This window comes from Streptomyces sp. NPDC050164 (assembly GCF_044459945.1).
GTDB classification, from domain to species: Bacteria; Actinomycetota; Actinomycetes; order Streptomycetales; family Streptomycetaceae; genus Streptomyces; species Streptomyces coeruleorubidus_A.
Window position 1 is genome coordinate 77,837 of sequence record NZ_JBITJK010000002.1, and the last position, 25,124, is coordinate 102,960.

Here is a 25,124-nt window from a genome sequence, read left to right on the forward strand (position 1 = left end):
AACGTCCACCACCGGGGGCAGACGTTTCGCCACATTACGGGTGCAGGAGCACCAGGTCGTCCCTGTGTACGACCTCGCGTTCGTACGCGGGTCCGAGTTCGCGAGCCAGTTCGCGGGTGGAGCGGCCGATCAGCCGGGGGATCTCCTTGGCGTCGAAGCTGACGAGCCCGCGGGCCACGGTCCGACCCGTGGCGTCGCGCAGCTCGACCGGGTCGCCGGCGCTGAACTCGCCCTCGACGGCGGCGATCCCGGCGGGCAGCAGCGACTTGCGGCGCTCCACGACGGCCTGGACGGCACCGTCGTCCAGGGTGAGGGCGCCCTGCGGGGTGGAGGCGTGCTGGAGCCACAGCAGCCGGTCGGCGGAGCGCTTGCCGGTGGGGTGGAAGTAGGTGCCGGTGTCCTGGCCGGACAGGGCGTCGGCCGCGTGGACGGCTCTGGTGAGCACGACGGGCACGCCGGCGGCGGCCGCGATCCGGGCGGCCTCGACCTTGGTGACCATGCCGCCGGTGCCGACGCCGGCCTTGCCCGCGCTGCCGATCTGGACGCCCGCGAGGTCGGACGGGTCGCGCACCTCGGCGATGCGGGAGGTGCCGGGCTTGCCGGGGTCGCCGTCGTAGACGCCGTCCACGTCGGACAGCAGCACCAGCAGGTCGGCGCGGACGAGGTGGGCGACGAGGGCGGCGAGACGGTCGTTGTCGCCGAAGCGGATCTCGTCCGTGGCGACGGTGTCGTTCTCGTTGACGATCGGCAAGGCGCCCATCGCGAGCAGCTTGTCGAGGGTGCGGGAGGCGTTGCGGTGGTGCGCGCGGCGGCTCATGTCGTCGGAGGTCAGCAGGACCTGGCCGACGCGGACGCCGTAGCGGGCGAAGGAGGCGGTGTAGCGGGCGACCAGCAGGCCCTGGCCGACGCTGGCGGCGGCCTGCTGCCGGGCGAGGTCCTTGGGGCGGCGGCGCAGGCCCAGCGGGGCGAGACCGGCGGCGATGGCTCCGGAGGAGACCAGGACGATCTCGCGCTCGCCGCCGCTGCGGACCTTGGCGAGCACGTCGACCAGCGCGTCCACCCGGTCGGCGTCCAGGCCTCCCGACGCGGTCGTCAGCGAGGAGGACCCGACCTTGACGACGATCCTGCGGGCCTCGCCCACGGCCTGCCTTGCCCCTGCCACGTCGCCGTCCGTCCCCTCGCGTCGATTCGGTCGCTCACCTGGAAATCTACGGGACGGGCGGACGGGACGCGGCGCCGGTCCACGCTACGGACGGTACGACTCGCGTCACGGCACGGTGGCCGTCCTCCCGGTCCGCGGACAGGCGTGCGCGAAGCCGACCGTGCGGGCTCTCCCGGGCACGGTTGCCCCTGGACGTTCCCGCGACGCCCCAGGTAGGTTCGCCACCGGGCACTCGGTGTCGGCCCACCCCGCAGACCGCCGCCGGGCAACGAGTCCGACCCGCCCCGCAGGCCGCGACCGGGCTCGCCCGCGACGCCCCCAGGCGGCTCGCCACCGGCCCGCCCCCCGACGCGCCCACGCGGGTTCGCCACCGGGCACGCGGCCCAGGCCCACCCGCGACGCACCGCGCAGACCGCCACCGCACCCGCGACCTCGACCCGCCCGCAGCGCACCACGCGCGGCACTTCCCCGACCCCTGCCATGCCCCGCAAGCGCCACTGGGCACACGGCCCATCCCCCACTCCGCAGGCCGCCACCGGACACACGACCCCGACCGGCCACGCAGGCCGCCACCGACGCCCCCAGGCAGGTTCGCCACCGAGCACTTGCCCCCAGCCCACCCACGACGCACCGCGCGGACCGTCACCGGACCCGCGCCTCGACCCGCCCCCAGCGCACCACGCACGCCACTTCCCCACCCCGCCCACGGCCCCACACCACGCACGCCACTCTCCGGCCCACTGACGGCCCCGCACCACGCATGCCACTCCAGGCCCACCCACAGCCCCGCACCACGCACACCCCGACCACCCCGCCACCCACACCACCGCGCACATCCCGACCACCCCGCGGCACGCCGCTCACGCCGCCCCGGACACGCGCGTGTCGTCGGGAGGTCGCCGCGCGTTAACCCAGGCGGCCGAACTCCGCCAATCCGACCCCCTGGAGTGACCGCAGTGCCCCTACCTCTCCCCCGTCCACCGGCCCTGCTGAAGGGGCTGGTCACCATCGTCCTGGCCGCCGCGTTCGCCGCTCAGGCGGTCGCGGCGCTACTGCCCCACGTGCCACTGCTGCTCGCCGCGACCGCCGTCTCCCTGGCCACCGAGGGTGCCCTGTACCGGTGGCAGCGCGGGGTGCTGTCGCTGTTCGCCAAGTCGCACGCGGACATCACGGTGCGGCACGTCCTGCGGGACCTGCTGCTGGTCGTCGGCCTGCTGCGGCTCGGCGAGCAGGACCGGGAGACCGTGTACGCCCCGCTCGTGGCCGGGCTGCTCGCCTTCTACGTACTGCACTGCGCGATCCAGGCGGTCTCCATGCTGGTGCACCGGACCCGCACCCTGCCGGTGGTGACCCGGAACATCGACGCCTCGGCGCTGCGGCTGTCCAAGGCCCCGTCCGTGCTGCTGCGCCGCCCCGGCCACCGGCTGCTGGTGTTCGGCCTGCCGGCGACGGCCGGGCTGCTGGCCGCCGCGCCGGGCGACGAGCCGGTGTACGCGGCCGCGGGCATCTCGCTCTCCCTCGGGCTCGCGCTGACCGGCCTCGGCGCCCTGCTCGTCCGGCTGCTGCCGGGACGCCGCCCGGCGGGCGAGCAGGAGGTGCTCGACTGGTTCGACGCGTGGCTGGCCGAGTACCGGCCGACCGTGGGCCTGTACTTCTCCGGCGGTGCCTCCTCGGCCTACCAGGCGAACATGTGGCTGGAGCCGCTCTCCAAGATCGACGGGAAGCCGGTCATCGTGCTGCGCGAGCGGTTCATGGTGCAGAAGATCGCGGCGACGGACATCCCGATCGTGTGCCTGCCGAAGGTGTCCACGCTGATGCGTCTTGAGCACTCCACGCTCCAGGTGCTCATCCACCCGTCGAACTCCGGCAAGACCTCCCAGGTGCTGCGCATCCCCACGATCAGGCACACCTTCGTCAACCACGGCGAGAGTGACAAGCTGTCCTCGTGCAACCCGTACGCGAAGGCGTACGACGAGGTGTGGGTGGCCGGGCCCGCCGCGCGCGAGCGGTACGCGCTGGCCGAGGTGGGCGTCGAGGACAAGGACGTGGTGGAGACGGGCCGCCCGCAGCTGGACACCGTACGGCCCTACGCGGGCCCGCCGACGGGGACGTACACGACCGTGCTGTACGCGCCGACCTGGGAGGGCTGGGACGGCAACCCAGGCAACACGTCGGTGATCGCGGCCGGCGAGAACCTGGTGCGGGCGCTGCTCGCGGAACCAGGCGTGCGGCTGCTGTACAAGCCGCATCCGCTGACGGGGTCGGTGGACCCGCGCGCGGGCGCGGCCGATCTGCGTATCCGGGAGCTGATCCGGGCGGCCAACCGGGAGCGGACGGGGTCGCGTCGCCCCACGGCCGGTGCCGAACTCGCCCGCCTGACCGAGGAGCTGGACCGGCTCACCACGGCCGCCTTCCGGACCGGGGCCGACACGGTGGAGCGGATGCGGGTGCAGTCGGCGCCGGAGCCGGGCCGGGCCGAGGCGGTGGCACGGGCGACGGCGGCCTGGGAGGAGGCGTACTGGGCCTCGCTGCCGGAGGGCGAACACCAGATCATCACGGACGCCCGGCCGGCGCTGTACTCCTGCTTCAACGTGGCCGACCTGCTGATCAGTGACGTGTCGAGCGTGATCAGCGACTTCCTGGCGAGCGAGAAGCCGTACGCGGTGGCGAACACCAGCGAGCTGCCCGAGGAGGCCTTCCGTGCGGCGTTCCCGACGGTGGCGGCGGCGACCGTGCTGACGCCGGACGCGGCCGGGGTGCCGGGTCTGCTGGAGACGGTCCGGCACCCGGAGAAGGACGAGTTGGCAACGGCACGCGCCGCGTTGAAGCTGCGCCTGCTGGGCCCGGCCGATCCGCCGTCGCAGGAGCGCTTCAACGCGGCCGTACGGGCCCTGTGCGCCGAGGCCAGGGCCCACCGGGCACGGGTGGCGGAGCACCTGACGGCGGAACTGCCCGGCCAGCGCACGGAGCCGGCGAGCGACGGGGCCGGCCTGCCGACGGCCGCACCGCGCTAGCGGACAGCGCGCCGAACCAACCGAGGAAACAACCGACGAACCAACCGCGGGGCCATGGGCGATCGACCCACCGGCCCCGCGCCCGCGTTCAGGCCGCCTGCCGCACCTCACGCGAGGCCAGCACCCGCCGCGCCTTGCGTACCGCCCGGCGTACGAACGTGTCGACGCCGCCCTCGCGGTAGCCCGGGAAGTCTCGGGCCTCGCGCGGCTCGGCGAGGTACACCGAGTCGGGGATGCCCGCGGCGCGGTCGCGGAAGTGCGGATAGGCCAGGTAGACGCGGCGGCCCTTCTTCTCCAGGAGGGCCGCCGCCTGCTTCTTGGCCTTGACGAACTTCACGACGTCCAGCAGCAGTTCGGGACGCTGCTCGGCGACCAGATGCAGCCGCAGCCGCTCGTGGACCTTGAGGCGCTGGGCGACGCCCTCCGTCCAGTACGCGTCCATCAGCGGCTTGGCCAGCTCGAACTTGTGCCGGCGTATCTCCTCGCTGTCCGTCAGGTACTTCGGCCCGAACTGCGGCAGCAGCGTGACGAGGAACGGCCGGACCATCAGCTGGTCGCGCCGGCCGCCCGCGGGGACGTGCTCGGCGATGAGGTTCGTCAGGGCCCGCGCGGAGTCGAAGCGCAGTGTGTAACTGCCGCTCTTGGTCACGTGCTTGCCGTCGTCACGGCCCACCAGGTAGTAGCAGGTGTGGTCGGCGACCACGGAGACGCCGTCCGCCCGCAGGTACGCCTCCATCGTGAACAGCGCGTCCTCGCCGGTGAACAGCGACTCGTCGAACCGCATGCCGTGTCGGTCGAGCAGTTCACGGCGGAACAGCTTCTGCGCGCTGAGCGTGAACTTGATGTTGGACGAGAAGACGTCCGTGCGCTCCACCGTCTTGCCCCACATGGACTTCGGCGCCGAGCGGTTGACGCCCTCGACCTTGCCGAGGACGACGTCCGTCCCGGCACGGTCGGCCATGTCGACCATCCGCTCCAGGGCCTCGGGGCCCAGCCGGTCGTCGGCGTCGAGGAAGAAGACGTAACGCCCGGTCGCCTTGCCCAGACCGACGTTGCGCGGACCGCTGGGGCCGCCGGAGTTCTCCTGCCGGATCACCAGGACGTGCATGGAAGCGCGCTCGGCGAACTCCTCCAGGTACTCCCCCGTGCCGTCCGTCGATCCGTCGTCCACCGCGATGACCTCGATGCGCTCCGGATCGATGGTCTGTACCTCGACGGACGAGAGGCACTCGATCAGATACGGCATCGCTTCGTACGCCCCGATGATCACACTCACATCAGGCTGCGCAACGGTCACGTTTCCCCCTAGTCAATGGGATATTCCCCCCGTATCGCCTCATTCGCTACTTGGTAGACGGGAGATCGAGGCAAGCGGTTGCCTCAGACACATGTATTCGTGAGTCACGTCACATGGTGAACCGGCAGGAAGGGGGAACGAGAAAGAGTTCGGCCCCCGAGGAAGCTCCTCGGGGGCCGAACTCTGAAGTAGGCGGCGGCGGTTCAGCCCGTGCCGACGCCGTCCGTGTCACCGGCGGAGGACACCCGCTGCCCGGGCACGGCGTTCGCCAGTTCCGCATCGGCGGTGGCGGCCGCGATCCGTGACTCCTGGCCGACGTTGCGCGTCTCGGCCTTGAGCGCGAGGTTCGCCACCGCGGTGTTGAACTGGTCGATGGAGGCCGGCTCGTCCGGGCCCAGCAGGTACTGCTTGAGCTCCTTGCGGTCCTCGGCCAGCGGATCGGCGGCCGGGTCGCGCACCGCGCCGAGCAGCTCGCCCAGCTCGGCCGCGCTGTTGGACAGGATCACCGCGGCACGCACCGCCGTGTTGTTCCGCTTGAACTCCTCGGCACCCAGCTCCGCGGAGTCGGTGACCGCGTACGGCTTGCCGCTCGCGATGAAGTCGGAGACCACGCTGGAGATGTCGGAGACCATCGCGTCCGAGACGTTGAAGCAGTCGTACAGCCGCGGCTGGGCGCCGGTGATGACGCGGTGCTCCCAGGTGGGGAAGGAACGCCAGTAGGCGTCGTTCCACTCGGTGCGCAGCCGGGCGACCTCCTCATGCCGGGTGACGTCGACCTGCCCGTCACGGGTGGCCTCGGCCTCGTCGCGGCCCTTGTCGCCGCCGGTGCCGACCAGCTGGGCGATCCGGGCCTCGATCCGGGCCAGCTCGGTCCTGGCCTGCGCCTGGGCGGCGCTGTCGGTGGCGAAGCGCGAGTCGGTGGCGCGCTCGGCGGCGGCCTTCCGGACCAGGGCGGTGATGCGCTGGTGGGCGGCCTTGGCCTCCTTGCTGCGCGTGCCGGTGAACGGGTGCGGCTTGTACAGGACGCGGACCGGCGGGTCGGCCGTGATCAGCCTGCGGACGATGTTCTCGCCGGCCAGCAGGATCGAGGTGTTGCCCGGGTTGTCGTCCCAGCCCTCCCAGGTGGGGGCGTACAGCACGGTCGGGCAGCGTCCATCAGCGGCTCCGCCGCGGGGCCCCTCGGGGACGCCCTGCCAGGTCTGGATCGGGGCCAGCTGCGGGCGGCCGACCTCGACGATGTCGTCGTCGCGGACACCGACGTCGGCGATGGCGTAGCGGTCGCGGCCGGCGCGACCGGCCGTCCACACCTCGTCGTAGACCTTGCTGAACGGGTTGACGCTGGCGAGCTTGTCGCTGTCGCCGTGGCCGATGAAGACGTGCTTCATGGTGGGCACGCGCAGCATGTGGATGTTCTTGCCGACGTTCGCCGCGTAGAGCGTGACCCGCACCGTGGACAGGTCCATGTTCATCAGGTGCACCCCTCCGGGCACGCAGATGACGGGGACCGTGGTCGGCGCCAGGTTGTTGAGGATGGCCCGCTCACGCAGGATGATCAGCGGCTTGGAGTCCAGGTTCTCCATGGTGTCCAGCCACATGTTCACCTGGTACGCGGAGTCCTTCGAACCGGAGAAGTACAGGACCGTCTCCGGCTTGTACTCGCCCAGCCAGTCGTCGACGGCGGCCAGCACCTTCTCGGCGTTCGGCGGGACTTTCCGGCCTCGAACGTACGGGACGAGCGCGAGGACGTACAGGGAGGCGACGGCCACCGTGATGCCGATGCCGACGAAGCCGACGAGGGCCGACTGCACCTGCGCGGCGAGCAGGATGCCGGCGACCGCGAAGAGGTCGAGGTGCAGCATCTTCTCGGCGGAGCGGTGCAGCAGCCGGCGCGGCGGGGCGTCCGGGATGCGGATGCGGGACTTCAGGTCGACGTTGCGGGTGGCGACCGGCATGCGGCGGCGGTTGCGGATCAGCTGGACCAGCGCGCCGTGCGGGGCCTGGAGACCGTAGAAGGCGATGAAGCAGGCGATCGCCCCGTAGTAGATCAGGTTGTCCGCGAGGGACAGCCTGGCCAGCAGCAGGACGAGGAGCAGCTGCCGGATCAGGAAGCGGATCGACAGGCCGGCCCGGACCTTGCTGAGGCGGTTGATCAGGTAGCTGCCCTTGCGGTGCAGATAGTGGTCCGCCAGGTACGTCACGGCGGCCGCTGCCGCGAAGGCGGGGACGCTCGGGACGAGCGCGGCCAGCATGAGGCAGGGGAAGCCCAGCATCATGAGGACCGCCGCGGCCAGCTGGGCCGCGCTGCCCACCCGGGCGACGCGAATAGCGGTGGATATCACGGAGAAACCTGCTCTTGGGAGGGGTGTGCCGGTCTTGGTTCGAGAATGCGGCTGGTCTGTGAATATTCGCGGGACTGTATGGATTCAGGCCCCTGCGAACTCTCCTGTTGACGAACCCCGTTAACAGGAGGGCGCAGAGGCCTGAATTACTGAAGTCTATTTGGCGCCAATTATTACACGCCGTCCTGCCGGTCCAGCACCGAGGCCAGCGCCCCCTCGAAGCCGGAGGCGCGGGCCGCACCGGCGGTCGGGTCCTGCTGGCGGACGTCGATGACGTGGCCGGTCAGCTCGGACAGCAGCACGTCGAGCGAGGTGCGGGCCACGGCCTCGGAGGACAGCAGCGAGCCCGTCGGCTCCTGACCGAAAGCCTTGGTGCGCATAGGGGTGGCGGTGCGCTCGGGGTTGATGCAGTTGACGCGGACGCCGTCGCCGGCCCACTCGTCGGACAGGGCCTGGGTGAGGTTCACCATGGCGGCCTTGGTCGAGGAGTACAGGCTGTACTCGGCGCGACCCCGGGTGTAGCTGCTGGAGGTGTACAGCAGCAGCTGGCCCTTGGTCTCGGACAGGTACTTGTACGACGAACGGGCGATCTGCACCGGGGCCAGGTAGTTGACCTTCAGCGCCTCCTCGATGGTGGCGTTGTCGGTCTCGGCGAGCTTGCCGATGCGCAGCACGCCCGCGGTGTTCACCACGAAGTCGATGCGGCCGGTCTCGGCGTACGCCTTGGACAGGGCGTCGTCGACCTCCTCCGGGTTCTCCACGTGGGTGCCGGTGGTGGAGCGGCCCAGCGCGTAGACCTTGGCGCCGTAGGACTCGGCGAGCTCGGCGATGTCCTTGCCGATGCCGTAGGAGCCGCCGAAGACGACGACCGTCTTGCCGGTCAGCAGCTCGCGGTACGCCTCCTCGGAGACCTGCTCGGGCGCGGCCGTGGAGGCGAGCTGGAAGAGCTTGTCGGCGATGAAGACGTCGACGGGCTGGGTGACCTTCATGTTGTACTCGTCACCCGCGACGACGTGGATCGGCACGTCCGGCAGGTACTTGAGCACGACGGAGCAGTCATCGGTGGCCTGGAAGTTGGGGTCGCCGGCGGCGACCTCGTAGGCCCGCTTGATCGTGGACAGCTTGAAGGCCTGCGGCGTCTGGCCGCGGCGCAGCCGGGAGCGGTCCGGGATCTCGGTGATGAACTCGCCGTCCTCGCCGTGCGTGCGCGTGACGATGATGGTGTCGGCGGAAGGGATGGCCACGTCGACGGCCTGGTAGCGCTCCAGCGCGGTGACGCAGTCGTCGATGACGCGCTGCGACAGCAGGGGGCGCACGGCGTCGTGGAAGAGGACGTTGACGTCCTCGCCCTCGGCGAGGCCCTCGCCCAGGGCGGAGATGGCACGCTCGGTGGTCTCGTTCCGCGTGGAGCCGCCCTCGATGATCCTCGAGACCTTCTTGAATCCGGCCTTCGCGACAATCTTCTCGATATCGGGCACATAGCCCGGCGCCATCAGCACGATGATGTCGTCGATCGAGTCGGCGTTCTCGAAAGTGGTCAGCGTGTGCTCGATGACTGCCTTGCCGGCGATCTTCAGCAGCTGCTTGGGGATCGACAGACCCACGCGCTGACCGGTGCCACCGGCCAGGATCACTGCGGTGGTACGGGGCTTGGCTATGTGCTGGGACACAGGTGACCTACCTTGGGGCGACAGGGAACTTGGAAATGGTCCCACTTGTGGTTACCGCAGTGCAAGGTGAGCGACCTCTGCCGCATATGTGCGCGCAACCTGTCATTCACCTCCCACTCCTGGTGATTGGTGAGACGGTCGCGCGGGCCCCGGGGAAATGCGCTGTGAGTAACTCCACAGAAGCTCAGCGACATCGGAGCAGCTCGGGACGGCGGTGACCGAGGACCTTCACGAGTTCCTTGGACGTTGTGACGATGTCCGGTGCACGGTACGCGCTTTGGCAGGGCCCCGCGTACCGGCTCCACCGCTCGCCGGGGCGGGCTCCACGGCCGTGGCGTGCGGATCTTCACGTCCCGGGGCGTGGGGCTGCACGGGTTCTTCATAGGCCCGACCGCGAATACGGCTCGCCCGGCCGTTCATTGCCGCGGAATTCCTGATCAAGATTCTGCAGCATTTCGGTCTCGGCGCGAGCAATACTCGGCGAGCCCGGGTCGGACTTCTCACACGGCTCGCCCGTCTCGTACGACCAAGAGCCCGGCACTCCGAGGAGTACCGGGCTCATGCGTGTGTCAGGGGCCGGATCAGACCACCTTGACTCCAGGCCGGCCGGCCTCGACCCGCAGCTTGGCCAGCGTGCTCGGCGTCGCCGACGGCTGCCGCACGGTGTCGACCACCCTCACCTGCGCGTCGATGCCGTCGCGGCGGACGTCGAAGAGGTGGTAGCCGCGATGGGCGTCGAGCAGCTTCCAGTGCGGGTTGTCCGGGCGCCGCGGGTCCCACTCCCTGCGGAAGGCCGCCTGGTCCTGGTCGCCGTTGCTGGAGATGGAGGTGCCGACGAACTCTGCGCCGACGACCGCGGAGTCCGGGTCGGCGTAGTCCTCCTTGAGGTCGCTGATCATCGTCAGGTGCCGGTCACCGGACAGCACGACGGGGTTGCGGACCTGCTTGAACTCCTGGAGGAACCGGTTGCGTTCGGCCTGGTAGCCGTCCCAGGCGTCGTAGAACCAGAGCTTGCCCTCGCCGACCTTGAGGTCCGTCTCGGCCATCATGATCTGGGAGGCGATCAGGTTCCAGCGGGCCGGCGAGTCCTGCAGCCCGTTCAGCAGCCACTGCTTCTGCCGCGCGCCCAGCATGGTCAGCGACGGGTCCTGGGCACCGGTCTGGCTGGTGGCCTGGTCGCTGCGGTACTGCCGGGTGTCCAGGACGTTGAGGCGAGCCAGGCGGCCGAACTCCAGGCGGCGGTACATCCGGATGTGCGCCCCCGTAGGCACGGCGGTCGCACGGACCGGCATGTGCTCGTAGAACGCCTGGTAGGCCGCGGTCAGCCGGGCCACGAACGCGTCGTGCGGCTGCTTGTCCGGGTCCTGCGGGATCTCGCCGGCGAAGTCGTTGTCCACCTCGTGGTCGTCGAAGCTCACCACGAACGGCGCGTTCGCGTGCATCGCCGCGAGGTCCGCGTCGGTGCGGTACTGGGCGTACCGGTTGCGGTACTGGGCGAGGCTGAACGGCTCACCGGAACCCTCGTGGCGTCGTACGCCCGTCGCCGACGGCGTGGACTCGTAGATGTAGTCGCCGACGAACACCACGACGTCCGGGTCCTGGTCGAGCATGTCGGCGTACGGCGTGAAATAGCCGTGCTGCCAGTTCTGGCAGGACGCCAGCGCCATGCGCAGGGAACCACCGGAGCTGTAGGGGTCGGGCGCGGTGCGGGTGCGGCCGGCGGGCGAGAGCTGCCCGCTGGTGCGGAAGCGGTACCAGTACGTACGGTCCGGGCGCAGCCCGCGTACGTCCACGTGAACACTGTGCCCGTACTCGGGCCGGGCCTGGGCGGTGCCGCGGCGGACGAGCTTTCTGAACCGGGAGTCCTCCGCGAGTTGCCACTCCACCGGCACCACCCGGTCGGGCATACCGCCGCCGTCCAGCGGGTCCGGGGCGAGCCGGGTCCACAGCACGATGCCGTCCGGCAGCGGGTCTCCGGAGGCCACGCCGAGGCTGAACACGCCGTCGGGCAGCGGTGTCTCGGCCCCGTGGGCGGTGGCCGGAAGCCACAGCTGGGCGGAGGCCGCGGCACCGAGGACCGCGGCACCGGCGGTCAGAAAGCGGCGTCGGTCGGGGGATACTGCTCCGGTCATCGGCTGACTCCCTTACCTCGCTGGCCACTTGGACACTGGGAAGCTTCACGCTCGCGGGCGGTCCGCCCGCTGAACGCCGGGGTTCACGTCCATGACAACTAAGCAGACAAAAGGAGACCCGCCACCAGCGCTGGAACAAGCCGTTGCCGGGGCGGGTCTGACGGGTGATCAGTAAGCGAAACCGGTGCCGAGGCGGGCGCCCGTGGCAGTCGTGCCGAGGAGGATGTTGCCGAAGGTCGTCGTGGCGTTCGGGCTCACGACGGTCGTCGGGCCGGACCTGAAGTACCACACGGAGCCGGCGTTGCCGTTCTCCCCCGGCGCGCCCGCGGCCAGGTCGGCCAGGCCGTCGTGGTTGGCGTCGGCGAGGTGGACGGCCCTGCCGAACGCGTCGCTCTTCTCGGGGGTGCCCGGCACGTTGGGCGTGTCCTGCGTGACCACCTGAGCGCCGGTGCCGGTGAGCCCGCGCTCGGTGCCGGGCAGCACGACGACGGCTCCCGCGTCGGCCACACCGCCCAGGTTCTCACCGGGCAGCCCGGTCGCCACGTCCGGGAATCCGTCGCCGTTGACGTCGGCGACCTGGACGTCGGTCCCGAAGCCGTCGCCCGCCTCGGCGCTGCCGGGCACGCCGGAGCTGTCCTGGTTGAGGAACCTGGCCTTCACACCGTCGGGCCCGTCCGGGCCGCCCGGGATCCAGGTGACCCGGCCGCCCTTTACGGCGGGGGTGTCGAGGTCGCTGTCGTACCCGTCGACGGCCCGGCCGACCACGATGTCGTCGTAGCCGTCCCGGTCGATGTCCCCGACGTCGAGGTTCTCGCCGCCCTGGAGCCGGTAGCCGTCGCCGCCCCGCACGGTGGTGTACGGCGTGAGCCCCTGCTTGGTGCCCAGCCAGTACACGACCCGGCGGGCGTCGAACTCGTCGCCGTCGTTCTCGGTGGCGGCCACGTCCGTGACACCGTCGCCGTTGACGTCGCCGGTGGCCAGGTCGAGGACGCGGCTGTCGAACTCGTCCGTCACGATCTGCTCGCCGTGGGCCGTGGAGCCGTCCCGGGCGAACGGGCCTTTCAGCACGCGCAGATTGAACTGGTTCTCCACGGTCACCAGGTCCTCGGCACCGTCGCCGTTTATGTCCCCGACGGTCAGGCGCCCCTGGCGGCCGAGCCAGTCGTAGGACTTCCCGGTGGCCAGGGCGGCCCCGCCGGACAGGCCCTTCGCACCGCCCCACACGACCTCGACCAGCCCGGACTCCTCACCGCCGGCGGCCGCGTCCTCGCTTCCCACGCCGACCACCAGGTCCGCGTACCCGTCGCGGTCGAGGTCGGCGGTGGTGAGCGCGCTGCCGAACGCGTCGTCCGTCTCGGGGCTGCCGGGCACGCCGGCCGTGCTCTGGGTGAACACCTGCCTCTTCGTCGCGTCGAGCCCGTTCTGCGAGCCGTAGACCACGGCGACGTATCCGGCGCCCTTCTTGCCGCCGACGGTCGCGGTCGGGGCGGCCACGGCGAGGTCGGCGTAGCCGTCACCGTTGAAGTCGTCGTGGAGCTTCGCCGCGGCGGCCGGGGTCCCGGGGGCCGCGGCGGCGGCCTGTGCCGCCACCGGGGCGGTGACGGCCGCGACGACCGCGACGGCCGCCGCCACTGCCACTCCTCGGCCGATCCTGCGCTTGCTCATGGACTGGGGCACGTGAACTCCGGTGATCCGCTGGGCAGTTGCGGTGCGACGAGGAACAAGATCCTCATGCGCGCCGCCCAGTACGACTCACCGAAGAACGACTTGGTTGCCTTGAAGTCCGTTGCGAATTTGCTTCTCGTTAACTCAGGACACTCAGAACGGCTCGAAGTCGTCGAACTCCCGCTGCGCCTCGTCCCGCTCGGCCTGCCGGTCCCTGCGGCGCTGCGCGGCCGGCCGCGACTCCTCCAGCCGGTGGTCCTCACCGCGTCGGCCGAGCATCTCGGCCCCGGCCATCACGGACGGCTCCCAGTCGAAGACCACGGCGTTCTCCTCGGGACCGATGGCGACACCGTCGCCGCCCCGGGCGCCCGCCTTCACCAGTTCCTCTTCGACCCCGAGCCGGTTGAGCCGGTCCGCCAGGTAGCCGACCGCCTCGTCGTTGTTGAAGTCGGTCTGCCGCACCCAGCGCTCGGGCTTCTCCCCGCGCACCCGGTACAGCCCGTCGGCCTCGCGCGTCACCGTGAAGCCGGTGTCGTCGACGGCCTTGGGCCGGATCACGATCCGCGTGGCCTCTTCCTTCGGCTTCGCCGCCCGCGCCTGCGCCACGAGCTCCGCGAGCGCGTACGACAGCTCCTTCAGACCGATGTGCGCCACGGCCGACACCTCGAACACGCGGTACCCGCGCGCCTCCAGGTCGGGCCGCACCATCTCGGCCAGGTCCTTGCCGTCCGGTACGTCGATCTTGTTCAGGACGACGATCCGCGGACGGTTGTCCAGGCCGCCGTACTGCCGCAGCTCCTCCTCGATGACGTCGAGGTCGGAGACCGGGTCGCGCTCCGACTCCAGCGTGGCGGTGTCCAGGACGTGCACGAGCACACTGCACCGCTCCACGTGCCGCAGGAACTCCAGGCCCAGGCCCTTGCCCTGGCTGGCTCCCGGGATCAGCCCGGGCACGTCGGCAATCGTGTACACCGTCGAGCCGGCCGTGACGACACCGAGGTTCGGCACGAGCGTGGTGAACGGGTAGTCGGCGATCTTCGGCTTGGCGGCGCTCAGCACCGAGATCAGGGACGACTTGCCGGCGCTCGGATACCCGACGAGCGCCACGTCGGCGACCGTCTTCAGCTCCAGGACGACTTCCCGCAGGTCCCCCGGCTCGCCGAGCAGCGCGAATCCGGGCGCCTTGCGCCGCGCGGACGCAAGCGCCGCGTTGCCGAGCCCGCCCCGGCCGCCCTGCGCGGCGACGTACGACGTGCCGTGCCCGACCAGGTCGGCGAGGACGTTGCCCGCCTTGTCGAGCACCACCGTGCCGTCCGGCACCGGCAGGACGAGGTCCTGTCCGTCCTTGCCGGAGCGGTTGCCGCCCTCGCCGGGCTTGCCGCCCGTGGCCTTGCGGTGCGGGGAGTGGTGGTAGTCGAGGAGCGTGGTGACGGACTGGTCGACGGTGAGGATCACGTCCCCGCCGCGCCCGCCGTTGCCGCCGTCGGGCCCGCCCAGCGGCTTGAACTTCTCGCGGTGGACGGAGGCACAGCCGTGACCTCCGTTACCCGCGGCGACATGCAGCTCGACGCGGTCCACGAAGGTGGTCATGGTGAGTGCCTCCAGTGATGTACGGCCGTTGTGTACGGGTTGTACGGGGTTGTTCTCTGCGTAACACGCGAAAGGCGGACCCGCTTCCCGTGAGGGAAGTGAGGTCCGCCTCGCGAAAGCTTCCGGTCAGGCGACCGGAACGATGTTCACGACCTTGCGGCCACGGTGGGTGCCGAACTGCACCGAACCGGCCTGGAGCGCGAACAGCGTGTCGTCGCCGCCACGGCCGACGCCGGCGCCCGGGTGGAAGTGGGTACCGCGCTGACGGACCAGGATCTCACCCGCGTTGACGACCTGACCGCCGAAGCGCTTCACGCCGAGCCGCTGGGCGTTGGAGTCGCGACCGTTCCGGGTGGACGATGCGCCCTTCTTGTGTGCCATTTCTCCTCAGTCCCTTACTTCGCAGCCGTGGGGATCTCAGTGACCTTGATCGCCGTGTACTGCTGGCGGTGGCCCTGGCGACGGCGGTAGCCGGTCTTGTTCTTGTAGCGCAGAATGTCGATCTTCTGGCCCTTGTGGTGGTCCACGACCTCGGCCTGGACCTTGATGCCGGCCAGCACCCACGGGTCGCTGGTCACGGCGTCGCCGTCGACAACGAGCAGGGTCGAGAGCTCGACCGTGTCGCCAACCTGGGCAGTGGAAATCTTGTCAACCTCAACGATGTCACCGACAGCAACCTTGTGCTGGCGGCCACCGCTGCGCACGATGGCGTACACGCGGACTCACTCTCTCGCTCGGGAAACGGCACCCCCGCAGGCCAGCCGCCCGACACAGCAAGCGGCCTCTCCTGGGCGCCCGGCGCCCGGAGGATGAGGTTTACGGGGATGTGACGCGTCATTCGACACGCCGACGGTCAAGGTTACGGGGCCGCGGCCGAGGGGGTCAAACCGAGCCGGGCCCACCGCCTGTGCGACCGGTCACGCCGGTCGCGTCCGCCGGGGGCGTACGCACGGTTCGCGCACGCCCCTGGCGGACGTCGAGGCGGGTCAGTCCTCGTCGGTGGAGGCCGAGACGGAGGAGCGGGACTGCTCCGCCGCGACGGTCTTCTTCGACGTGGTCTTCTTGGCGGCGGTCTTGGTGGTCTTCGCCGCCTTCTTCGCCGTCGTCTTCTTGGCCGCGGTCTTCTTCGCCGCGGTCTTCTTGGTGGCGGCCTTCTTAGCCGTCGTGGCCTTCTTGGCCGTCTTGCGGGCCGTCTTCTTGGCCGGGGCCGGCTCCTCAACGGCCTCCTCCGTGGCGGCGCCTTCAGCCGCGGCAGCCTCGGGGGCCTCCTCGGACGCGGCCGACGGGACGACCACGACGGCCGCCTCCTCGGACGCGGTGGACACGGTGGGCTTGCGCACGGCACGGCGCCGCGGACGGGCCGGGGCGGCACTCTCGGCGGGCGCCTCGGCAACCGCCGCCTCGGCAGCCGCCGCGGGCTGTTCGGCCTGCTCAGGCGTCTTAGCGGCCTCGGGCGCGGCGGGCGCGGTCTCGGACACCGTCACCACGGTCGCCTCCGCCCCCGCCGGAGAACCGGCCGGCGCGGACACCTTGCGCGTCGCCCGCCGACGGCCACGGCCCTTGGGCGCGGCCTCCTCGGCGGCCGGAGCCTCGACGACCGGGTCCTCGACGGCCATCGGCTCGGCGTGCGCCTCGGCGGCCGGCTCCGGCTGCACCGGACGGGCGATCTCCTCGGCGGCGGTCACGTCCTGAGCCGTCGGCACCTCGGCCTCGGCCTGCTCGGCCTTCATGTCCTGCCTGGCCTTCGGCTCCGCCGTCTCACCGCGCGGCGCACCCGCCGGAGCCGACGCCCGCCGGCTCGCCCGGCGTCGCGTCCGCCCGCGCGTGGCCGCGGCCTCCGCCTCGGCGGCGCTGCTGTACAGCTCCTCGTCGGGCTCGAAGGCCGGCTCGGGCAGCGCGATCGGCTCGGCGATCTCGGCACCGATCTCGGCCTCGGTCTCCGCCTCTTCCTCGACGGTCTCGATGGCCTCGACGGCTGCCTCGTGCACGTGGGGCTGCTCGGCGGCACCTGCGCGCGCACGCTTCTTGCGCTTGCCGCCGCCTCCGCCGGAGGTGGTCGGCTGCTCCATGTGCACGATGACACCGCGCCCGTTGCAGTGGACGCAGGTCTCGGAGAAGGACTCAAGGAGCCCCTGCCCGACCCGCTTGCGGGTCATCTGCACGAGGCCCAGCGAGGTCACCTCGGCCACCTGGTGCTTCGTACGGTCCCGGCCCAGGCATTCGAGCAGGCGCCGCAGCACCAGGTCCCGGTTGGACTCCAGCACCATGTCGATGAAGTCGATGACGATGATGCCGCCGAGGTCACGCAGCCGCAGCTGGCGCACGATCTCCTCGGCCGCCTCCAGGTTGTTCCTGGTGACGGTCTCCTCGAGGTTGCCGCCCTGGCCGGTGAACTTGCCGGTGTTGACGTCGACGACGACCATCGCCTCGGTCCGGTCGATCACCAGCGAGCCGCCGCTGGGCAGCCACACCTTGCGGTCGAGTGCCTTGGCGAGCTGCTCGTCGATCCGGTACGTGGCGAAGACGTCGACCTCGGAGGTCCACTTCGTCAGCCGCTCGGCGAGGTCCGGCGCGACGTGCGAGACGTACCCGTGGATGGTCTCCCACGCGTCGCTCCCGCTGACGACGACCTTGGAGAAGTCCTCGTTGAAGATGTCGCGCACGACCCGGACGGTCATGTCCGGCTCGCCGTACAGCAGCGTCGGGGCGTTGCCGTTCTTGGCCTTCTTCTGGATGTCCTCCCACTGCCCCTGGAGCCGCTCGACGTCCCGGCGCAGCTCGTCCTCGCTCGCGCCCTCGGCGGCGGTGCGCACGATGACGCCCGCGTCCTCGGGGACGATCTTCTTGAGGATCGTCTTCAGCCGCGCCCGCTCGGTGTCGGGCAGCTTGCGGCTGATGCCGGTCATGGAGCCCTCGGGCACGTACACGAGGTAGCGCCCGGGGAGGGAGACCTGGCTGGTCAGGCGGGCGCCCTTGTGCCCGATGGGGTCCTTGGTCACCTGGACGAGCACGGACTGCCCGGACTTCAGGGCGGACTCGATGCGCCGCGGCCCGTTGGCCATGCCGAGCGCCTCGAAGTTGACCTCACCGGCGTACAGCACCGCGTTGCGGCCCTTGCCGATGTCGATGAAGGCGGCCTCCATCGACGGCAGCACGTTCTGCACCTTGCCGAGGTAGACGTTGCCGACGTACGAGGTCGACTGCTCCTTGTTGACGTAGTGCTCGACGAGCACGCCGTCCTCCAGGACGCCGATCTGCGTACGGTCGCCGTGCTGCCGGACGACCATCACGCGGTCGACGGCCTCACGCCGGGCCAGGAACTCGGCCTCGGTGATGATCGGGACGCGCCGGCGGCCCTGCTCGCGGCCCTCCCGGCGGCGCTGCTTCTTGGCCTCCAGACGGGTCGAGCCCTTGATGGACTGCACCTCGTCGGACGGCTCGGCCTTGGGGCGGGGCTCACGGACCTTGACGACCGTGCGCTCCGGGTCGTCGTCGGTGGGCTCGGCCTCGGGCGCGGTGTCACCGGCCCGGCGACGGCGGCGACGGCGCCGGCGGCTGCTGGTGGAGCCGCCGCCGGCCGACTCGTCACGATCGGCGGCCTCGTCGGACTCCTCCTGGTCCTCCTCGGCCTGCTCCGCGGTGTCCTCGGCGTCCTGCGCGGCCTGTGCGGCGGCGACCTGCTCGGACTCGGCGTCCGTGTCCTCGCCGCCCTCGGCGTCGGTCTCGGCGGACTCGCCACGCCGACGGCGGCGGCCGCCCCGGCGACGGCGTCGGCGCGAGCCGGCCCCCTCGGCGTCGTCCTGGTCCTCGCCCTCGGCGGACTCCTCGGGCTCCTCCGCCTCGTCGGCGGCGCTCTCGGCAGCGGGGGCCGCGGTGGCCTGGGCCTCGGGCTCGTCTGCGGAACCCCGGCGACGACGCCGCCGGCGCGACCCGCCGGGCTGCTCCTCGCGCACCTCGGCCGGCGCGGACTCCTCCGCCTCCTCGGGCTCCTCGGCCTCGGCCGCCTCGGCGGCGGCTGCGGCAGCGGCCCGCTCCGGCGTCTGGAACTGGGGCTCGGTGAACACGGGCGCCTGGAACAGGGCGACAGCGGGCCGTGCGGGCCGCGCCGACGTCTCGTCCTCACCGGCGGCCTCGGCACCGGCGGCGGCCCGCGCGGACTTCGAGCCCCGGGAGGCCCGCGAGGACTGCGCGGGCTCGGCGAAACCACTGGCGGCCCGGCGGACCACCCGGCGACGGCGCCGCGGAGCGGCGTCCTCGGCGGGCTCGGAAGCCTGGGCGGCGGCCTCGGAGGCTCCGTCGGACTCTGCGGCGGGGGAATCGGTCACAGGTGCCTTCGCCTCCTCGGCGGGCGAGCCGGCGGGGGCCTCGGCGGGCCCACCAGACACGGCGGCGACGGCCTCGGCGGGCGCGTCGGTCGGAGCGACGGAGCCGGACCGGCCCGCGTCGGCGGTTCCTTCCGCCGCATCCGCGGCGGCAGGCGCTGCGACGGGCGCGGTCACCCGTCGTGTGGCACGCCGCCGAGCCCGACGCGGAGCAGCCTCCTCGGCGGCCTCCGCGGTCTCGGCACCGTCAGCGGGCCCACCGGCCGTGGCGGACTCGGGGGCACTCGGCTCGGCCTGTGCGGCGGCAGCCGGCGCCGCCGTCTCCACCGCCTCCGCCGGAGCCGCAGCAGGCGAGGTCGCCGTGCGCGTCGCACGACGCCGGGTGCGCCGGGGAGCGGCGTCCTCGGCCACCTCGGCGGACGCGGCGGGGGCCTCGGCCTGCTCCGACGCCTCGGAGGCGGACGGGGCAGCGGCGGTCACCTGCACCACGGTCTCGGCGCTCTCCGCGGACGCGGGAGCCCCGGCGGGCGCGGCAGCACGGCGGACCACGCGGCGCCGCTTGGGAGCGGCAGGCGCGGCCTCCTCGGCGCTCGCGGCAGCCTCGGAGGTCTCCTCGACCTCGTCGGCCTCTACGGCGTCGGCCGCCAGGTCGTCGGGCTCCGCGGCCGGTATGGCCGGCGTGACGGTCTCCACCGGAGCGTCGGAGAGGGCGCCGACGGGCGGACCCGCCGGGCGGGACGCGGCACGGCGCCGCCGACGGGGCGGCAGGGTGTCGCTGGGAGTGTTGTGTTCGGAGTCCGTGGCGGACTCTGTGGGTTCGGTCGGTCCGAGCATGCGGGCTTTTCTCCCGTCAGGCTCCCGGGCGCCGCACCTGGTCCGGCTGTGCCGGTGACGTCCGCGGCTCGCGCTGTGCGCGTCGCCGCCGTCCGGGGCGCGGGCGCCGCACGGGAGCTCTCTGTGTCCTGTCTCGCCGGTTCCGTACGCCGAATGCGTACGGCCTGGCGAAAGTCTTGTGGTCGGTGCGCTGCCCGACCCAGGTGGCTCCCGAGTCCCAGGGCGGCGCTACGACGTCCGTCCCTACGCGGAACCTTCCTTACGCCGACGCCGTCGCGGCGGCAGGCGGTTCGGCCGTTGAGTGGGCCTCCGCTGCCTCGCGGTCGGGCGCGAGCGGGTCGGTCACCGTGCCGGTCTCTTCATCGAACAGCCCCTGCGCCAGCCTGGTCACCGCTGCGGGGACCGGCGGCGCCAGGTCGGCCACGGCGCTAAGACCGGACAGGACGTCGTCGGGTCGTACGGCAGGCGTCACGTGCCGAACAACCAGCCGCAGTATCGCACAGGGCTGGTCGGTCGGCCTATCAGCCTGCGAACCGTGTGCTTCCGCGAGGTCGCGGATCTCCAGGCTCGCGACGGCGGAGCGGGCGTCGAAGGTGCGTACCCCGTTCTTCGCGAGGCGCTGGACCTCGACGGTCTCGGCCGCGTTGAAGGCGTCCGCCGCTCGGCGGGCGTCCTCCGGCGAGACGCCGTCCAGCCGCAGTTCCCACACGGAAGCCGTCAGCCGGTCGGCGAGGCCCGAGGTGCGGGCCTCGACCGCCTCGATGATGTCGAGCCCGGCGGGCAGCGACTCGTCGAGAAGGTTCCTGAGCTGCTCCGGGTCGCGCGCCTCGGTGAGCGCGATCTCCAGGTACTCCGCCTCACTGCCCGTGCCGGTGGGTGCGGCATTGGCGTACGACACCTTCGGGTGCGGTGTGAAGCCCGCCGAGTAGGCCATCGGCACCTCGGCACGGCGCAACGCACGCTCGAAGGCGCGCTGGAAGTCACGGTGGCTGGTGAACCGGAGGCGGCCGCGCTTGGTGTAGCGCAGTCGGATGCGCTGCACCGCGGGTGCGGGCGGCGGGCCTTCGGGCTGTCGCTTGCCCAGTGTCGTTCAGTCCTTCGTGAGAGCGGTCGTACTGCTACCAAGAGTACGTGCCTCGCGGCCCGAAGGTTCCCCGAGGTCGACCGGCTGCGGCTGCGCCGGCTCGCCGAAGAGCATCCGCCGGAAGTCGGCGCGCGCCTGCCGTACGGACTCCCGGGCGGAGGCCAGCGCCTGCCGCGTGGCCCGTCCCACACTGCGGGCGGCCTCGGCGGCGGGCCGCAGGACGGTGTCCCGCACGACGTGCCCGACGGGCGTCAGCACGCTCCGGTACACCCACCGCACCGGCTCGACGAAGATCCACCGGAAGAGCGTCGCGAGGAACCGTCCGACGGCGAGCGAGATGTGCCCGGCGATCCGCCACGCGTGCCCGAGGGCGTCCAGGACCTCCCGCCCGATGACCGCGAGGACCCGCCCGACCGGGGCGAGGACCCAGCGCCAGAGGGCGAGGGCGGGCAGGACGAGCAGGATCCGGGCGATCCAGTAGAGGGCCGTCCCGATGCCGGTGACGGCCATGCTCACCAGCCACACCAGTCCCTTGCCGCACCAGACGATCGCCCGCCCGACGGGCGCGAGCACCCACGTGTACAGCCACACGGCGGGTACGACGACCAGGTACCGGGCGAGCCACGCCACGACCGTGTATACGCCGATCCCGACCGCGGCGAGCACGGCGCCGAGCCCCTTCAGCACCCACATCACGGCCCGCCCGACCGGCGTGAGCAGGTACGAGTACACCCAGCCGAGCGCGGCCCCGACGCCCTTGGCGACCTGTGTGGCGACCCATGCGATCGCGTGTCCAACCGGCGTCAGCACGTACCGGTAGAGCCACACCACCGGCACGACGAGGAGCACGTTCCCGAGCCACCCGAGCGCCTTCGCCACCGGCACGACGACATACCGCCACAGCCCCACGAACGGCCAGACGAACACCGCCCGCCCGAGCCACAGCAGCGCCCGGCCCAGCGGCCGCAGCAGCACGTCGTTCAGGAACCGCCCGGCCACGACGAGCGCGTCCCACACCATCCGCACGGGGACGACCAGCACGAGCACGACGATCCGCACGGGAATCCGGATCGCGACGGCGATGCACCCCTCGGGCGCCGCCTCACGCACCGGCGGCGCGGACGGTTCGGGCACCCGTTTCCACAGATCGACGCACGTCTCGGAGCCCTCTCGGGCCGGCTTCTCCAGATCCATACCGTCGTAGACGCCTCAGCACCCCGTCCGGATCCAGCACCGCACAGCCCCGCCCCGTTCTTCCGCAGATCCTCCACCTGGCGTCATGATCATACGGCTCATGCGCCCGCGACCCGAGCCTGCAGCAGCCGGGGCGACTCCTCGAAACCGCACCGGGCGTACGCGGGAATCGCCCGCGGCGTCGAGTGCACGGTCACCCGCTCCAGCCCGAGCTCGCGGGCCCCGTCCAGAACCGCCCGGATGAGCCGCCCGCCCAGCCCGCCGTCGCGCGCCTCGGGTACGACGTACACGCACTGGAGATCGCCGGAGGCCCGCCGCGGCGCCCGCGGCGTGGGGACCCGCTGCACCACCGCCAGCCAGGCCATACCGATGACCACGTCATCGTCACGCACGACCACCATGCACCGATGCGAACCGGCGTTGTCCCGGGCCCACTCGACGAAGTGCCGTACGAATGCGGCGCGTTCGCCGAGGGCCTCGCCGCCGTTCTCGACGAGCCACTCCCATCGCAGGGCCGCCACGGCCGCCAGTTCGCCGGACCGAGCCGGGCGGATGCTGATGTTCTCCACCAGGGCATTGTCCGGTCGGCGGTCCCGTCCCCTCACAGCGCAGCAGGTCCCCCGGCTGACACTCGAGTACCTCGCAGAGCGCGGCGAGGGTCGAGAAGCGGACCGCCTTGGCGCGGCCGTTCTTGAGGACCGCGAGGTTGGCGGGGGTGATGCCGACGCGTTCGGCGAGTTCGCCCACGGCCATCTTCCGCTGACCAGCAGGGCGGCCACCAAAAGGAGCCCCCTCCAGGACGGAGGGGGCTCCCAGTACGGTGAGAGGGATTCGGTGACGCCGTCGGACGATCGTCAGTGCGCGTGACCGCTCGGCGCCGGTGCCGCGTTCTTGACCGTCAGGGGCAGCAGCTTCTTCCCCGTCGGGCCGATCTGGATCTGGGTGTCCATCTGCGGGCAGACCCCGCAGTCGAAGCACGGCGTCCAGCGGCAGTCCTCGACCTCCGTCTCGTCGAGGGCGTCCTGCCAGTCCTCCCAGAGCCAGTCCTTGTCGAGGCCGGAGTCCAGGTGGTCCCAGGGGAGCACCTCCTCGTACGTGCGCTCACGCGTCGTGTACCAGTCGACGTCTACGCCGAAGGGAGCCAGCGCCTTTTCGGCGCACCGCATCCAGCGGTCGTACGAGAAGTGCTCGCGCCAGCCGTCGAAGCGGCCGCCGCCGTCGTAGACCGCGCGGATGACGGCGCCGATGCGGCGGTCGCCGCGGGACAGCAGGCCCTCGACGATGCCGGGCTTGCCGTCGTGGTAGCGGAAGCCGATGGAGCGGCCGTACTTCTTGTCGCCGCGGATCTTGTTCCGCAGCTTCTCCAGGCGGGTGTCAGTCTCCTGCGCCGACAGCTGCGGGGCCCACTGGAAGGGGGTGTGGGGCTTGGGGACGAAGCCGCCGATCGAGACCGTGCAGCGGATGTCGTTGGACTTCGACACCTCGCGGCCCTTGGCGATGACCTTCGTCGCCATGTCGGCGATCTGGAGGACGTCGTCGTCGGTCTCCGTCGGCAGGCCGCACATGAAGTACAGCTTCACCTGACGCCAGCCGTTGCCGTACGCCGTCGCGACGGTCCTGATCAGGTCCTCTTCCGAGACCATCTTGTTGATGACCTTGCGGATGCGCTCCGAGCCGCCCTCGGGGGCGAAAGTGAGGCCGGAGCGGCGGCCGTTGCGCGTGAGTTCGTTCGCCAGGTCGATGTTGAAGGCGTCCACGCGGGTGGACGGGAGGGAGAGGCCGATCTTGTCTTCCTCGTAGCGGTCCGCCAGGCCCTTGGCGATGTCGCCGATCTCCGAGTGGTCCGCCGAGGAGAGGGACAGCAGGCCCACCTCCTCGAAGCCCGTCGACTTCAGACCCTGCTCGACCATGTCGCCGATGCCCGTGATGGAGCGTTCGCGGACCGGGCGGGTGATCATGCCGGCCTGGCAGAAACGGCAGCCGCGGGTGCAGCCGCGGAAGATCTCCACCGACATGCGCTCGTGGACCGTCTCCGCGAGCGGGACCAGGGGCTGCTTGGGGTAGGGCCACTCGTCGAGGTCCATCACCGTGTGCTTGGAGACCCGCCACGGGACACCGCTGCGCTTCGGCACGACTCGGGCGATACGGCCGTCCGGCAGGTACTCGACTTCGTAGAAGCCGGGTACGTACACCCCGCCCGTCTTCGCCAGGCGGAACAGGAGCTCCTCGCGGCCGCCGGGGCGGCCCTCCGCCTTCCATGCGCGGATGATCGCGGTGACCTCCAGGACGGCCTGCTCGCCGTCGCCGATCACCGCGCAGTCGATGAAGTCCGCGATCGGCTCGGGGTTGAACGCGGCGTGGCCGCCGGCCATGACGATCGGGTCGTCCAGGCCGCGGTCCTTGGCCTCCAGGGGAATCCCGGAGAGGTCCAGAGCCGCCAGCATGTTCGTGTAGCCCAGCTCCGTGGAGAAGGACAGGCCGAGCACGTCGAAGGCCTTCACGGGCCGGTGGCTGTCCACCGTGAACTGCGGGACGCCGTGCTCCCGCATCAGCTCCTCGAGGTCCGGCCACACGCTGTAGGTGCGCTCGGCGAGGACGCCCTGCTGCTCGTTGAGCACCTCGTAGAGGATCATGACGCCCTGGTTGGGCAGGCCGACCTCGTAGGCGTCCGGGTACATGAGCGCCCAGCGGACGTCACAGGAGTCCCAGTCCTTGACCGTGGAGTTGAGTTCTCCGCCGACGTACTGGATCGGCTTCTGCACATGCGGGAGCAGAGCTTCGAGCTGCGGGAACACCGACGCAGCGACTTCGGCAGGCATGT

At 71.5% G+C, this 25,124-nt stretch carries 15 protein-coding genes and 1 pseudogene; 1 reads left to right on the forward strand and 15 read right to left on the reverse strand.

The annotated features are described in order from the left end of the window. Positions 1-34 precede the first annotated feature (34 nt). Positions 35-1,141, reverse strand: coding sequence for a glutamate 5-kinase (gene proB / locus ACIBNA_RS03150; protein ID WP_399163915.1), 1,107 nt, complete (start codon positions 1,139-1,141; stop codon positions 35-37). Between the two features lie 977 nt (positions 1,142-2,118). Between proB and ACIBNA_RS03155 the strand changes: the two genes are divergently transcribed. Then, positions 2,119-4,176, forward strand: coding sequence for a hypothetical protein (locus ACIBNA_RS03155; RefSeq protein ID WP_399163558.1), 2,058 nt, complete (start codon positions 2,119-2,121; stop codon positions 4,174-4,176). 88 nt (positions 4,177-4,264) lie between these two features. Here ACIBNA_RS03155 and ACIBNA_RS03160 read toward each other — a convergent pair whose 3' ends face one another. The 14 genes and pseudogenes from ACIBNA_RS03160 to ACIBNA_RS03225 form a co-directional block, all read right to left on the reverse strand. Next, positions 4,265-5,473: a glycosyltransferase family 2 protein gene (locus ACIBNA_RS03160; protein WP_399163559.1), complete on the reverse strand. Its 1,209-nt coding sequence runs from the start codon at positions 5,471-5,473 to the stop codon at positions 4,265-4,267. A gap of 203 nt (positions 5,474-5,676) precedes the next feature. Then, entirely contained in the window at positions 5,677-7,782 is a 2,106-nt protein-coding gene (locus ACIBNA_RS03165; protein ID WP_399163916.1) for a hypothetical protein, read from the reverse strand. Positions 7,783-7,985: 203 nt separating this feature from the next. Continuing rightward, positions 7,986-9,482, reverse strand: coding sequence for a D-ribitol-5-phosphate cytidylyltransferase (locus ACIBNA_RS03170; RefSeq protein WP_399163560.1), 1,497 nt, complete (start codon positions 9,480-9,482; stop codon positions 7,986-7,988). Between the two features lie 581 nt (positions 9,483-10,063). Further along, positions 10,064-11,614: an alkaline phosphatase D family protein gene (locus ACIBNA_RS03175; RefSeq protein ID WP_399163561.1), complete on the reverse strand. Its 1,551-nt coding sequence runs from the start codon at positions 11,612-11,614 to the stop codon at positions 10,064-10,066. Positions 11,615-11,782: 168 nt separating this feature from the next. Beyond that, the gene (locus ACIBNA_RS03180; RefSeq protein ID WP_399163562.1) at positions 11,783-13,279 is read right to left on the reverse strand and encodes an FG-GAP-like repeat-containing protein; all 1,497 of its coding nucleotides are present in this window, start codon (positions 13,277-13,279) and stop codon (positions 11,783-11,785) included. A gap of 153 nt (positions 13,280-13,432) precedes the next feature. Then, positions 13,433-14,869 carry a GTPase ObgE gene (obgE, locus tag ACIBNA_RS03185; protein WP_399163563.1) on the reverse strand — a complete coding sequence of 479 codons (1,437 nt, stop codon included), beginning with the start codon at positions 14,867-14,869 and terminating at the stop codon, positions 13,433-13,435. A 126-nt stretch (positions 14,870-14,995) separates the two neighbouring features. Next, complete coding sequence (gene rpmA / locus ACIBNA_RS03190) at positions 14,996-15,250, reverse strand: 50S ribosomal protein L27 (protein WP_010041940.1); 255 nt, start codon at positions 15,248-15,250, stop codon at positions 14,996-14,998. Positions 15,251-15,264: 14 nt separating this feature from the next. Continuing rightward, positions 15,265-15,585: a 50S ribosomal protein L21 gene (gene rplU / locus ACIBNA_RS03195; protein ID WP_020269559.1), complete on the reverse strand. Its 321-nt coding sequence runs from the start codon at positions 15,583-15,585 to the stop codon at positions 15,265-15,267. A gap of 270 nt (positions 15,586-15,855) precedes the next feature. Continuing rightward, complete coding sequence (locus ACIBNA_RS03200; protein ID WP_399163564.1) at positions 15,856-20,025, reverse strand: ribonuclease E/G; 4,170 nt, start codon at positions 20,023-20,025, stop codon at positions 15,856-15,858. A gap of 259 nt (positions 20,026-20,284) precedes the next feature. After that, the gene (locus ACIBNA_RS03205; RefSeq protein WP_399163565.1) at positions 20,285-21,067 is read right to left on the reverse strand and encodes a TIGR03936 family radical SAM-associated protein; all 783 of its coding nucleotides are present in this window, start codon (positions 21,065-21,067) and stop codon (positions 20,285-20,287) included. A gap of 48 nt (positions 21,068-21,115) precedes the next feature. Beyond that, entirely contained in the window at positions 21,116-22,303 is a 1,188-nt protein-coding gene (locus ACIBNA_RS03210) for a hypothetical protein (RefSeq protein WP_399163566.1), read from the reverse strand. A 98-nt stretch (positions 22,304-22,401) separates the two neighbouring features. Next, positions 22,402-22,872 carry a GNAT family N-acetyltransferase gene (locus ACIBNA_RS03215; protein ID WP_399163567.1) on the reverse strand — a complete coding sequence of 157 codons (471 nt, stop codon included), beginning with the start codon at positions 22,870-22,872 and terminating at the stop codon, positions 22,402-22,404. A gap of 1 nt (position 22,873) precedes the next feature. Then, positions 22,874-23,056 (reverse strand): annotated as a pseudogene (locus ACIBNA_RS03220) (helix-turn-helix domain-containing protein); the annotation flags it as partial. Between the two features lie 101 nt (positions 23,057-23,157). Beyond that, a complete protein-coding gene (locus ACIBNA_RS03225) occupies positions 23,158-25,122 on the reverse strand; it encodes a TIGR03960 family B12-binding radical SAM protein (RefSeq protein WP_399163568.1) in 1,965 nt (654 codons plus the stop codon). Positions 25,123-25,124: the final 2 nt, after the last annotated feature.

Coding starts and splice junctions, on each gene's coding strand:
- ACIBNA_RS03210 (WP_399163566.1), bottom strand. CDS start 22,303: ATGGATCTGGAGAAGCCGGCCCGAGAGGGCTCCGAGACGTGCGTCGAT.
- ACIBNA_RS03180 (WP_399163562.1), bottom strand. CDS start 13,279: ATGAGCAAGCGCAGGATCGGCCGAGGAGTGGCAGTGGCGGCGGCCGTC.
- obgE (WP_399163563.1), bottom strand. CDS start 14,869: ATGACCACCTTCGTGGACCGCGTCGAGCTGCATGTCGCCGCGGGTAAC.
- rpmA (WP_010041940.1), bottom strand. CDS start 15,250: ATGGCACACAAGAAGGGCGCATCGTCCACCCGGAACGGTCGCGACTCC.
- ACIBNA_RS03175 (WP_399163561.1), bottom strand. CDS start 11,614: ATGACCGGAGCAGTATCCCCCGACCGACGCCGCTTTCTGACCGCCGGT.
- ACIBNA_RS03200 (WP_399163564.1), bottom strand. CDS start 20,025: ATGCTCGGACCGACCGAACCCACAGAGTCCGCCACGGACTCCGAACAC.
- ACIBNA_RS03225 (WP_399163568.1), bottom strand. CDS start 25,122: ATGCCTGCCGAAGTCGCTGCGTCGGTGTTCCCGCAGCTCGAAGCTCTG.